Source organism: Thalassospira sp., from assembly GCF_040218635.1.
Taxonomy (GTDB): domain Bacteria; phylum Pseudomonadota; class Alphaproteobacteria; order Rhodospirillales; family Thalassospiraceae; genus Thalassospira.
Map to the genome: position 1 here is coordinate 372,229 of NZ_JAVJRB010000009.1, position 11,507 is coordinate 383,735.

Sequence of the window (11,507 nt, forward strand, 5' to 3'; positions counted from 1 at the left end):
CATGGGCAACATATTGCGCAGCAAACGATTTTGGCTGATTGCGCCAGCTGTTGTTTATATCGCGTTCTTCATGGCCATTCCGCTTGTGCAGATGGCTTATGTCTCGATTTTGGAACGCGGCGATTATGGCGGCGTGAATTGGGGGGCGTTTTCTACCAACGCCTATGTCAATTTCATCTTCGAACGCGATCTGATGGATAATCTGGTCGTCAATACCGACTATATCCAGATTTTTGTTCGATCATTTGGTCTGTCGGCAATGACCATGACGTTTGCGTTGCTATTGGGTTTTCCGACAGCGTTCTATATTTCCATGCAGCCGCAGGGACGTCGCAATCTTCTGATATTTTTGGTGACGATTCCGTTCTGGACCAACATTCTGGTGCGAAACTATGCGTGGATGTTGTTGCTGCGCAATGGTGGATTGCTTGACAGCTTGCTGAATTGGGCAGGCATGGAAACCGGCGGGCTGGATATTCTTTACACGCCCTATGCCGTTTCAATCGGCCTGACCTATACATATTTGCCATTCATGGTTTTGCCGATTTACGCCAGCCTTGAGAAACTTGATCATCGGTTGGTTGAGGCCGCCTTTGACCTTGGCGCGGACAAACGCCGAGCTATGACCCGTGTGATTCTGCCACTTGCGACACCTGGAATTGCGGCGGGCTGTATCCTTGTTTTCATTCCGTGTCTTGGTGCTTATGTCACGCCCGAACTTCTGGGCGGGGGCAAGTTCATGATGATTGCCAACCTGATTGGCAGTCAGTTCGGTGCTGCGCGTAACTGGCCATTTGGGGCCGGGCTTGGCTTTGTCTTGTTGGCGATCGTTCTGATTTCAATGATGGCTTATTCGCTGAAATTCAAATCATTGCCGGAGGAAAAGATATGAAGGTCGATGCCTCCAACCCGCTATGGCGTTTTCGCGGGATCACCTCGACGGCAATGTTTTTCTTTGCCTATCTGTATTTGCCCATCGTGGTTCTGATTGCGCTGTCCTTTAATGAAAACAGGCTGGCGACGATCTGGACCGGCTTTACCACCGATTGGTATGTCGTGGCCTTGTCCAATGATGACATGTTGCGGGCGGCAAAAAATTCGTTGGTGGTTGCGGTGTCTGCAACTGTCATTGCGACCATTGCTGCAACGCTGGCGGCGATGGGGATGTCACGCGGGCGGTTTCGTGGTGAAAATGGTGTCTCGGCAATGTTGGTTTTGCCCTTGCTGGTGCCTGAAATCGTCACCGCGATTGCAACCTTGCTGTTCTTTGTCGCAATCGGGATCAAGCTTGGGCTTCTGACAATCATTGTTGCCCATACGGTGTTTTGTATTCCGTTTGCCTATTTACCGATCCGGGCGCGGTTAGAAGGCATGGACCCGTCCCTGGCAGAAGCAGCAAACGATCTTTATGCCAATGAATGGCAGGCTTTCAAACGGGTGACTTTACCGTTGCTTTGGCCAGGTATTTTGTCGGGTGCGATGTTGTCCTTTATCATCTCGCTTGATGATTTCGTGATTTCCTACTTTGTTGGTGGGGCCGGGGCGACCACGCTTCCGATTTACATCTTTGGGATGATCCGGATTGGCATTACGCCCGAAGTAAATGCGATTTCGGCAATGATGCTTTTGGTGTCGATTATCTTTGTCAGCGTGTCGTTCCTGATTGATCGCATTCGCTACTGATTCTGTGTCTTCAGGTGTTCGGTTTCTGGGCGGGCCGAATGCATCAAAATAACAAATGTACCGTCCATAACAGGGAGACTTACGATGAAATTACGTTCCGTACTTCTGGGGGCATCTGCCCTGGCCTTGTTGTCGGTTGGGTCGGCAAAAGCAGACGGTGAACTGTTCTTCTATAACTGGTCGAATTATTTCCCGCCTGAGCTGATGGAAAAGTTTGAAAAGGAAACCGGGATCAAGGTGACGTTGGATGTGTATGATTCCAATGAAACCATGCTGGCGAAATTGCAGGCTGGCGCATCGGGTTATGACATTGCTGTCGCATCCGATTACATGGTCGATGTCATGATCAAGGAAGGTCTCGCAACCGAGTTCGATGCCAAAGACCTTGAGAATTTCGGCAACGTTGCCAAACCGCATGACACGATGAAATACGATCCGGACCGCAAATATTCGGTCACCTATCTTTGGGGCACGACCGGCTTTACCTATGACGGGGCTGCAACCGATGCCGACATGGAACAAAGCTGGAAAGAGTTCTTTGAACCGCGTGAGGAATTCCGCGGCAAAATCGGTGCACTGAATGATGAAGTCGAAATGTACAATGCGGCTTCTTATTATGCAGGTATTGAAAAATGCACCGAAGACCCGGCAGAAGCGCAAAAGGTCCTCGATATCCTGCTGAAACAAAAGCCGTTCATCGCTGTTTACAGCTCAGAAGGGACGATTGACCGTATGTCGGCCCGCGAAGTTACCATGCATATGCAGTGGAACGGTGCGGCACATCGGACCAAGGAAACCGTTCCAGAAGCCGTCTTTGTCTATCCGAAAGAAGGCCTGACCTATTGGTCGGATCACTTCGTTGTCCCGACCGGTGCGCCGAACCTTGATAATGCCAAGACCTTTATCAACTGGATGATGAAACCGGAAAATGCCGCCGAGGCATCGAACTATGCCGGTTACATGAATTCGATCAAAGGTACCGGCGAATTCATGGACGCATCGCTGAATGCGGATCCTGCGGTCAACATGCCCGATGAATATGCAGACTTGCTGATCCCGGGGCAGAATTGCTCGGTCAAGGCGCGTGATCTGCGAAACCGCGTTTGGACCAAGCTGAAAAGCTGATCCGGATTGCGCATCATTTTCCTGTTCCGGCGAGCTCCCCTGTTTGTGCTGCGCCGGAACAGGAAGCCCTTCGTCAGAGTTTTGGCATCGCACTGTATCTATCTGTACGATGCCAAAACCTTGATGCCACCAATGCCACACGCTCATTCGACAGGAAGACAATATCATGACGTCCCCGCCTTCGTTCCCTGATCACGTAACCATCGCCCTGTGGGCAACCAATTTAGGCAAGGCTGTTGGCAGCATGGCCGATTGGGCAGATCACGTTGATGCGCAAATGGCAAAGGTGGCAAAACAGGGGGCGAAGGTTTTTGTCATGCCTGAATATGCCAGCGAACAATGGATGGCCTTCAAACCCGATGGTTTGAAACCCAATCAGGAAATGGCATGGATGGCCGATCAGGCAGGCGAAGCCCGAACCCATGCGGCCAAATTGGCAAAACGCCATGATATGTTGCTGGTCGCGGGCAGCATGCCTTGGCATCTTGATGCCAAGAACCCGGATATGGGCCAGACAAACAGCGCAATGATTTTCACCCCCGAAGGCAATGCTGTCATTCAGGACAAATTATCGCTGACCCCGGGCGAACAGGAACCCGATAACTGGAACCTTACACCGGGCAAGCAGTTTACCGTGATCGAATGGCGTGGCTTGAAAGTTGCGGTTTTGATCTGTCTTGATATTGAAATGCCGGCCTTGTCGTGCCGTTTGGCCCCGCTTGATATTGATCTTTTGTTGGTGCCATCCATGACCGTAACCCCATCGGGATATCATCGTGTGTTTGGCTGCGCCAAAGCGCGCGCCGTCGAACTTATGACGGTTATTGGGGTATGTGGCACAACGGGAACGGCGATCAATACAACGCAGAACCCGACCAACTATTCGGGCTGTTCTGTTTACACCCCGTGCGAACCGCAGCTTGGCCATACCGGACTTTTTGCCCAAGCGGAGCCGACATTTGATGACGGCGCTGATGGCGCGATGCTTGTTGCCAAAGACGTTCCGATCGGGCTTGTGCGGGCTTTACGCAATGGCGATGCCGAAGTCTGGCCCGGCGGGTGGTCCGCCGATCATATCGAGATCACCAAACCTTTGTCATAACGACTTGAATCTTTGTGTAAAATGACGAGGATGAAACTGGCGGCGGAACGCCCGACCAGATGATGGATCACGTCCGTTTCATAGACTAAAACGCAAAAAGATCGGAACCAATTCACATGAAAATCGCGGTAATGGGTGCGGGGGCTGTTGGCTGTTATTACGGTGCCATGTTGGCCCGTGCCGGGCATGATGTGACGCTTATTGGTCGTCCAACCCATGTTGAGGCCATGAACCGGGATGGCTTGTTGCTTGATTTCGGGGCGTCGCAGGAATATGTCGCGGTAACGGGGAGCACCGATGCAGCATCTGTTGCCGGGGCCGAGCTGATTTTGTTTTGTGTGAAATCCACCGATACCGTCGATGCCGGCACGCAGATCAAGCCGTTTATTGGAAAAGATACCATTATCCTGAGCCTTCAGAACGGTGTTGATAATGCCGAACGTCTGGCTGGGGTTCTTGATCAGCCGGTGATTCCGGTGGTGGTGTATGTCGCAACCAGTATGGGCGGGGCGGGCCATGTAAAACATCATGGGCGTGGTGAGCTTGTGATCGGCATGTCGCCACAAAGTCAGGTGGTCGCAGATACATTACGCCCGGCCCTTATTCCGGTTGAAATTTCTGAAAATGCCGATGGCGCGCTTTGGGCCAAAATGATCCTGAATTGCGCCTATAACGCACTCTCTGCCATTACGCAGCGTCCCTATGGGGAACTGGTTCAGGGTGAAGGTGTTTGGGATGTGATGCGCACGGCAGTCGATGAATGTCTTGCCGTGGCAAAGGCATGCGGTGTGACGGTGCAAGGCGATGTCTGGGCAGCAGTTGAAAAAATCGCTGATACCATGCCAGCCCAGTTTTCATCCACCGCGCAGGACCTGGCACGGGGAAAAACCAGCGAGATCGATTTCCTGAACGGCTATATCGTTCGTAAAGGCAAGGAATTTGGTATCCCGACGCCAACCAACCTGACATTGCATGCCTTAACCAAGCTGGTCGAAACCAAACAGTCCTAAGGTTATTGCAAGATCGTTTGATCGATCATTCCGCAGGTGAGTTGGTCTTCGCGCATCTGGAAGTACGAAGGTACTTTTGTGCCAATGCAATCAGTTGATCATTAAACATGACAACAGCAGCTGCCAGCACGATCACGACCCCGCCGATCAGACTTACCGGGGCGGGGAGTATGCCAAACACCAAAACATCAAGAAGAATGGCCCAGATCATTGCGGTATATTCAAATGCCGACAATGTCGATGCCGGTGCGCGGGCAAGGGCTTCGGTCATTGCAATATGGGCAAGGCCACCGGTCAGGCCCGCACCAATAAGCCAGATAAGATTTCCCGTCGATACCGGGGCCCAGCCAAGCGGAAGGCTGAGCAACCCGCCAATCGAACAGATAACGGCAAAGTAAAACGCGATCGTCCCCGATGGTTCGGTGGTGGTAAGCGCCTTGATCTGGACTTTGGCAAATGCGGTGGTGATGGCAAACGCAATACCCGCAGCAATCCCGACGATGGTGCCGTGATCAAGACCAGGTGTCGATATCATCGGCCACAAGATCAGAAAAATGCCCGCAAACCCGCCAAAAGTTGCACTGATGACAAGCCATCCCGGATTTTCCCGAAGGGCAAGTATGGCAACCGGAATGACGATCAAGGGGGCAAGGAAACCAAGGGCCGTGGCAAGTGCGAGGGGCAGATAAGCCAGCGAAATGAAAGACAGAAACATCGAGACACAGCCATAAGTACTGCGTTTTAGATGCCCCCAAGGGCGTTTTGTCCGCAATGCGCGGGGGAATTCTTTGCGCCACATCAGGTATAAAATGATCGGCAGCAGGGCCACGGAGCTTCGCCAGAATACAATCTGGCCAACCGGTGCTTCAAACGATGCCATGCGGACAAAAAGGCTCATGATTGCAAACAGCCCGGTCGCTGCCAGCCGCAATCCAATGCCCGACCAAATTGTATTCATCGCTGCAGCCTTTTTGCCAGTCTGTCCTTGCTATCAATAGCCGACATTCAGGCGATTGAATGAATGACAAATTTTCATGTCTGGGCTGATAAAAATTGCAAACTGTTCTGGCCTAAAGATGTTTGGTCGAAAATCTGGACGCTTTGCACAAAAAAATGGACTCACGGGATAGTGGCGTTTTTTTTATGGGGCACACTCAATGTTCTCAGCAGAGATGCCATAGCCAAGAGTGGCGTGATCATAGGGCATCGCAACGGGTCGCAAACCAGGTAGGGACGGGCCGCTATGATACAGGATGCAATGCAAATTTTTGCAGATGAGCTAATCCCCTATACGCGATTTGCCAATCAGCGACCCGTCGTCATCATTGAACAAAACCAATCCAATTTAAGCCAGCTGATCGAGCTTTATCTTGGCTTGGCGGATATCATCCTTGTGCCCAATCCCTATGTCGGTCTGCGCATGATCAATCTGTTCAAGTCAGAGCATGTTGAAATTCTGGCAATCGAAGGGTTGCTGGGGCATGGAACATATTTGCAAGACGAAGCGGCACCCCAAAATCTTGCTGTCTCGCAACTTGGGTGATCTTTGCTCGGCTGATTGACAAGGCAATAGATTGCCTGTGGAAAGGGCTGCAATGCCCGCCGCCTCTTGACCGTGATCGGGGTGTTTTCTTGATAAGAACAGGTGACAAAGATCCCGATTAACCAATACCCGTTACGGGGCATTGGTTAACCAGATCAGGTTGGATGGTCTTAAGCCTATGTTAGGCCATGTATCCAGTTTTCGAACAGCTTGTCGGCAGGGCCGCCATTGCCAAAATACTTGCGGCCATGGACCGCGGCACCATTTCGAACCTCGCCCGGTGTCACGTCATATTTCTCGCGAAACGCGCGGATGAAGCTGGCATCGCTGGAAAATCCGCATTCCAAAGCAATGTCATAGATGGATGAACGGGCACGAAGTGGGTCGTTCAATAACGTAATTGCCCGACGCAACCGTAAGTCACGAACGTAATTATAGACCCCGCCATATGGCGCAAAGCATGTGTAAAGTTTGGATCGTGAGACACCCAGATCCTGAGCCGCCTGACGCGGGTTGAGTTCCGGGGAACCAAGGTTCTCGCGGAAATACCGTCTCATGCGGACCATGCTCAGAATGTTTTGGCGTTCGTGGCTGGTTTCGCGGGTTTGACCGGATACCGAATTCAGGCAATTGGCCAGCAACATCGGAATTGTTTTTTCCAACACCAATGATTGCTGATAATTCAGGGAAACCACATTGCGATGCAGCGAAATGATCATATCGCGAATGATCTGAACCATCGGATCGGACGGTTCAAGAAAGCGCATGCAATGTTCATCTGGTTGGTGAAGCAAGTCTTCAACAAGCGAGCGTGGAATCACGAGGTTAAGGTTCTTAAGGTCGCTTGTCTCGGCTGTAAAAGGTTGGGTAAGATCATAAATCATCAACCCGCCGGGTTTTAAAACCTTGCCGCCCTTTGCGCCCTCGCAATAGACGGTACCTTCTTGGTAAAGACCAATGCCGTAATGGTCCATGCCGTTCCCGGCAATCTGCTCATAGCCCCGTCCCCATTGCTGAGCACGCGTATGAACTTCCATAAGCATTAATGAGCCGAATAAATGGGATTCTATCGTTGTTCGAAAGTCGTCTTCTCGAATCTGCTTGTCTGCATCGACGCTAAAAATACTCTGAATAGCATCTTTCCAAATGCCATAGCGTTCATTTACAGGAAGGCCATCAACAGTAAAATAAGTGCTGGCGGTACCAGCAAAATCCTGTTCCGATTGCATTTCATCTACCCCAAGTTGCCTACGTGGCAAGCACTTAAATTGCGCTTATACGTGTGGATTGGGTCAGGCTACTTGCCTATCCACGTAAATAAGATAAATCAAATTTACGAATGACGCAAAGCAAACAAATGCTCAAACAAGATTTGATCATTTGTGGCAGCATTGTTCTGAATGATTTCAGGTATTAAGAAGCCTAAAAAAATTATTATGCGTTGAAATATGCCATGGTTTCTTACCGTTTTTGTGTCTGAAGTCGCGTAAGGAAGCAGGGTCCGGACCTTATACTATCAGTCCATGCCGCCAGCACTCATGGCATGTATCAACCTGATCATTCTGGCCAAGGGGTTTGGCTGAAAACACGGAGACGTCGCTTTACCTCTTAAGCATAGGTGACCGTCGACAGTGAAATACCAAATGCCGGACTGTTGATCCGGTGTCCTCTGGCTCCCAATTCAGCGTTTCCGATCGACTGTTCCAAACGTTCATGCCGCATGAATGCGAATCTTGATGGCGTTTAATTTAGGATTCTCAATTCGCGACAGCGGCAAAAATCCCATTGGTATAGTTATTCTTCAGATTACCTACACCAAAGAGCGCGTTTGGTTAATGAAAGACTAAGTGTACTGCGGGTTAGAGCGATTTTATGGACTGATTGCAAATTGATTTGGACGGAATGGGCATTGAAAAAATTGCGTCTGTGGTACATATGACGCACAAAAATTCTAAGAAATGGCTCTGCACGCAATAATCGGAAGGGCAGAGTTTTCGGGGCAATGCTTATTTATCTCTTTGGGGGAGAAAATGCATTCATGCGACACACACCCAGCACGCCGCTACGGGGAGATGAATTTCTCCGATCCGGGTCGCGATTGGGGCAAGGCCAGTCACATCGTTCCTGGCCGTAGAGTAAATGAACCAAACCACAAAGCTTGGCATAGTCCTGTCTCGCTTATTGTGAATTCGGCCAAGGGTTTCAGTCTGGTCGATGACGCGCACGCGACACCGCGTGACACCGATCATGCAGATTCATACGAAGAAATGGCCCGCGCGATGGTCAAGACGATCGGCGACAGCGTCGAGGTCTTGAGATCCATCGCAGAAGCCATGCCGACGATCGAGCGCATTTTGTTTGATCGCGACCGTGAAATACACCATGGCAGTGGCAAGAACCAAAAGGGTGCTTCAAGCCATGCCTCAAAAGAAGCATCCATGCCGTCTGATTCTGCCTTGTGCTGGTCGCCGGACATGATGGTCGAAATTCACAATCTTTGTGCGCAAAATCGCCGGTCGGCTCCGGCCCACTCCAATGCGATTAACCGGTATGGCAAAGACGCGGAGCCAGAGAACGATATTCTTCCGCCGCTTCGGCACTTTACGGACTAAGGACCTGTTCCCATACACCGACTGCTGAAACGTCATCTTGGTCCAAGATGACGTTTATATGTGTTAACGGAAATATCCACCCGGTGTCCGCCCGGTTGCCTTTCTGAACATGGCGATGAAGGCCGATGGTGTTTCATAGCCCAGATCAAGGGCAATCTCTGTGACAGGGCGGTCATTGGCCAGCTTTTCCAAGGCATATAAAAGACGAAGCTTCTGCCGCCAGTCGCGAAATGGCATGCCGGTATCGCGCTGAAACAGCCGTGCCAAGGTCCGGCTGGAGGCCCCACTGACCTTTGCCCAGTCATCAAGGGTTCGATTATCTGCCGGATCGCTTTGCAAATGCTCGCAGATTTTCGAAAGCCGCAAGTCCTTTGGGGCAGGTAGGTGCAGGTTGTCCTGTTCGGGTGCTTTGATCTGATCCAGAAGAACACGGATCAAGCGCCCCTCTTCTCCGTCTTCATCATATTCAATCGGGATTTCGGTCGCAGCCCGGATCAGTTCACGTAAAAGCGGGCTGACTTCCAGAACAATGCAGCGATCGGGCAAATTCACTTTTACATCGCGGCCGATATACAGGTGACGGGCGCGGGTGAAACCGGTACAGGTCACCGCATGTTCGGTATGGGGTGGCACCCAGACCGCGCGTTGCGGCGGGACAATCCACATGCCTGCTTCGGTAACGACGGTCATTGTTCCGTCCAGCGCGTAAAGAAGCTGGTTCCAGTCATGGCTATGGCTGGCAACGTGATAGCCCGCGGGCATGTCGCTGACCCGGACATAAACCGCGCGGGGCAATTCTTTGGGCCGAGGGCGGTTATTGTGATGGATCGGACGGGCATCAAAAGTATTCATGATATGGGGCATAAGACAGGCAACCCTGAAACTGTCTGAATTGCGATATATGTTGGCAGATTAACGTAAGACAGACGGTCTCAACAGGTTTAATTTGGTCGCATTCCAAACCATACACAGTTGTGACAATGGAACCGCCACCAATGCGGCCCTGTCTGGGGAGACAAAATGTCCAAGAACCTGATACCAGAAGCCAGTAATCACGCCGCCCCACTCGGCGATGTGGCTGATGGCAATAATACCACGCCTGTCTATAAGGGCTGGCGCAACCCCGAAGTTCTTTTGATCCTTATGGCTGCTGCCATGCCGCTATCCTTTTCGACCTGGATGGCGCTTTTGAACAACTTTTCGGTCGAGATGGCCGATTTTACCGGACGTGAAATCGGGATATTGCAGTCCCTGCGCGAAATTCCGGGCTTTCTTGCTTTCACCGCAATTTTCGTCCTGCTGATCCTGCGTGAACAGACATTTGCTTTGTTATCGCTTTTGGTGCTGGGGATTGGCGTTGCCATTTCGGGATATTTCCCGACTGTGGTCGGGCTGTATTGCACCACGGTTCTGATGTCGATCGGGTTCCATTATTTTGAAACCATGCAACAGGCGCTTTCCTTGCAATGGGTGAAGAAAGAACGCACCGCCATCGTGATGGGCAAGCAGCTTTCCGCCAAATCTATTTCATCGCTTGTGATGTTTGGCGTGGTCTGGGTGATGCTGGAAGTTTTTGCTGTCGAATATCGCTATGTCTATCTGTTTGGCGGGGCGCTGACGGTCATTGCGGCCCTGTTCATCTGGGGCGCGTTTCCAAAATTCTCCGATACCCATCCGCAAACCAAAAAGCTGATTTTGCGCAAACGTTATTGGCTGTATTACGCACTGACATTCATGAGCGGTGCGCGCCGTCAGATTTTCACGGTTTTTGCCGGTTTCCTGATGGTCGAAAAGTTCGGCTATGATGCGGCAACGATTACGCTGCTGTATCTGTTGAACCACGCGATCAATATGTTTTTGGCACCAAAAATCGGCAAGCTGATTGCGAAATGGGGCGAGCGCCGGGCGCTCAGCTTTGAATATATCGGGTTGTTCTGTGTCTTTGTGTCTTATGCCTTTGTCGAAAACCATGTCATTGCCGGTGGTCTTTACGTGATTGATCATCTGTTCTTTGCCATGGCGATTGCGATCAAGACATATTTCCAAAAGATCGCCGATCCTGCCGATATTTCGTCGACAGCCGGGGTCAGCTTTACGATCAATCACATCGCAGCGGTGTTTATCCCTGTTGCTTTTGGCCTGCTTTGGCTGATTTCGCCCAGTGCGGTGTTCCTGGCCGGGGCGGCAATGGCGGCGGTGTCGCTGATCCTGGCATTTAATGTGCCCAATGATCCGGAACCTGGGAACGAAGTGGTTCGGGGCTACAAATCCCCGGCAGCTGTTCCTGCCTGATGAGTTGCGCCAGATTGGCGGATTGCTTCAAGTTTGGAAACGCCTGCGCAGACGCGCAGGCGTTTCTATTTGTATTTGCCTTGTCTTTTTCGCAAAATCTTCAAAACTTGACCATCTGAACAAGAATACAGTTGTCCGAC

The 11,507-nt window shown here is 51.1% G+C and carries 11 protein-coding genes; 8 read left to right on the top strand and 3 right to left on the bottom strand.

The features are described 5' to 3' along the window. The first annotated feature begins 1 nt into the window (after nt 1). From RIC05_RS09500 to RIC05_RS09520, 5 genes are all read left to right on the top strand, one after another. The gene (locus tag RIC05_RS09500) at nt 2–892 is read left to right on the top strand and encodes an ABC transporter permease (protein WP_350046877.1); all 891 of its coding nucleotides are present in this window, start codon (nt 2–4) and stop codon (nt 890–892) included. Then, the gene (locus RIC05_RS09505) at nt 889–1,683 is read left to right on the top strand and encodes an ABC transporter permease (protein ID WP_350044307.1); all 795 of its coding nucleotides are present in this window, start codon (nt 889–891) and stop codon (nt 1,681–1,683) included. Before RIC05_RS09500 ends, RIC05_RS09505 begins: the two co-directional genes overlap by 4 nt. Before the next feature lie 84 nt (nt 1,684–1,767). Beyond that, on the top strand, nt 1,768–2,808 hold the full coding sequence (locus RIC05_RS09510; protein WP_350046878.1) for an extracellular solute-binding protein: 1,041 nt from the start codon (nt 1,768–1,770) through the stop codon (nt 2,806–2,808). A 166-nt stretch (nt 2,809–2,974) separates the two neighbouring features. Continuing rightward, nucleotides 2,975–3,910 (top strand): nitrilase-related carbon-nitrogen hydrolase, encoded by a 936-nt coding sequence (locus RIC05_RS09515; protein ID WP_350046879.1) that lies wholly within the window; start codon nt 2,975–2,977, stop codon nt 3,908–3,910. A gap of 116 nt (nt 3,911–4,026) precedes the next feature. Further along, nucleotides 4,027–4,920 (top strand): ketopantoate reductase family protein, encoded by an 894-nt coding sequence (locus RIC05_RS09520; RefSeq protein ID WP_350046880.1) that lies wholly within the window; start codon nt 4,027–4,029, stop codon nt 4,918–4,920. Between the two features lie 25 nt (nt 4,921–4,945). Here RIC05_RS09520 and RIC05_RS09525 read toward each other — a convergent pair whose 3' ends face one another. After that, on the bottom strand, nt 4,946–5,878 hold the full coding sequence (locus RIC05_RS09525) for a DMT family transporter (RefSeq protein ID WP_350046881.1): 933 nt from the start codon (nt 5,876–5,878) through the stop codon (nt 4,946–4,948). A 300-nt stretch (nt 5,879–6,178) separates the two neighbouring features. Here RIC05_RS09525 and RIC05_RS09530 point away from each other — a divergent pair, with 300 nt between their 5' ends. Continuing rightward, the gene (locus tag RIC05_RS09530; protein ID WP_350046882.1) at nt 6,179–6,463 is read left to right on the top strand and encodes a hypothetical protein; all 285 of its coding nucleotides are present in this window, start codon (nt 6,179–6,181) and stop codon (nt 6,461–6,463) included. 176 nt (nt 6,464–6,639) lie between these two features. Here RIC05_RS09530 and RIC05_RS09535 read toward each other — a convergent pair whose 3' ends face one another. Then, nucleotides 6,640–7,692, bottom strand: coding sequence for a helix-turn-helix domain-containing protein (locus RIC05_RS09535; RefSeq protein ID WP_350046883.1), 1,053 nt, complete (start codon nt 7,690–7,692; stop codon nt 6,640–6,642). An 801-nt stretch (nt 7,693–8,493) separates the two neighbouring features. Here RIC05_RS09535 and RIC05_RS09540 point away from each other — a divergent pair. Continuing rightward, nucleotides 8,494–9,075, top strand: a complete 582-nt coding sequence (locus tag RIC05_RS09540) for a hypothetical protein (protein ID WP_350044314.1) — start codon at nt 8,494–8,496, stop codon at nt 9,073–9,075. 63 nt (nt 9,076–9,138) lie between these two features. Here the strand turns inward: RIC05_RS09540 and RIC05_RS09545 are convergent, their stop codons facing one another. After that, complete coding sequence (locus tag RIC05_RS09545; RefSeq protein WP_350044315.1) at nt 9,139–9,939, bottom strand: AraC family transcriptional regulator; 801 nt, start codon at nt 9,937–9,939, stop codon at nt 9,139–9,141. A 156-nt stretch (nt 9,940–10,095) separates the two neighbouring features. On the opposite strand from RIC05_RS09545, the gene RIC05_RS09550 reads away from it, so the two are divergent. After that, nucleotides 10,096–11,367, top strand: a complete 1,272-nt coding sequence (locus tag RIC05_RS09550; RefSeq protein WP_350046884.1) for an MFS transporter — start codon at nt 10,096–10,098, stop codon at nt 11,365–11,367. The last annotated feature ends 140 nt before the right edge of the window (nt 11,368–11,507 follow it).

What these genes read in the sequence shown, in the direction of transcription:
- RIC05_RS09500 (WP_350046877.1), top strand. Translation starts at nt 2, where the DNA reads ATGGGCAACATATTGCGCAGCAAACGATTTTGGCTGATTGCGCCAGCT.
- RIC05_RS09505 (WP_350044307.1), top strand. Translation starts at nt 889, where the DNA reads ATGAAGGTCGATGCCTCCAACCCGCTATGGCGTTTTCGCGGGATCACC.
- RIC05_RS09510 (WP_350046878.1), top strand. Translation starts at nt 1,768, where the DNA reads ATGAAATTACGTTCCGTACTTCTGGGGGCATCTGCCCTGGCCTTGTTG.
- RIC05_RS09515 (WP_350046879.1), top strand. Translation starts at nt 2,975, where the DNA reads ATGACGTCCCCGCCTTCGTTCCCTGATCACGTAACCATCGCCCTGTGG.
- RIC05_RS09520 (WP_350046880.1), top strand. Translation starts at nt 4,027, where the DNA reads ATGAAAATCGCGGTAATGGGTGCGGGGGCTGTTGGCTGTTATTACGGT.
- RIC05_RS09525 (WP_350046881.1), bottom strand. Translation starts at nt 5,878, where the DNA reads ATGAATACAATTTGGTCGGGCATTGGATTGCGGCTGGCAGCGACCGGG.
- RIC05_RS09530 (WP_350046882.1), top strand. Translation starts at nt 6,179, where the DNA reads ATGCAAATTTTTGCAGATGAGCTAATCCCCTATACGCGATTTGCCAAT.
- RIC05_RS09535 (WP_350046883.1), bottom strand. Translation starts at nt 7,692, where the DNA reads ATGCAATCGGAACAGGATTTTGCTGGTACCGCCAGCACTTATTTTACT.
- RIC05_RS09540 (WP_350044314.1), top strand. Translation starts at nt 8,494, where the DNA reads ATGCATTCATGCGACACACACCCAGCACGCCGCTACGGGGAGATGAAT.
- RIC05_RS09545 (WP_350044315.1), bottom strand. Translation starts at nt 9,939, where the DNA reads ATGCCCCATATCATGAATACTTTTGATGCCCGTCCGATCCATCACAAT.
- RIC05_RS09550 (WP_350046884.1), top strand. Translation starts at nt 10,096, where the DNA reads ATGTCCAAGAACCTGATACCAGAAGCCAGTAATCACGCCGCCCCACTC.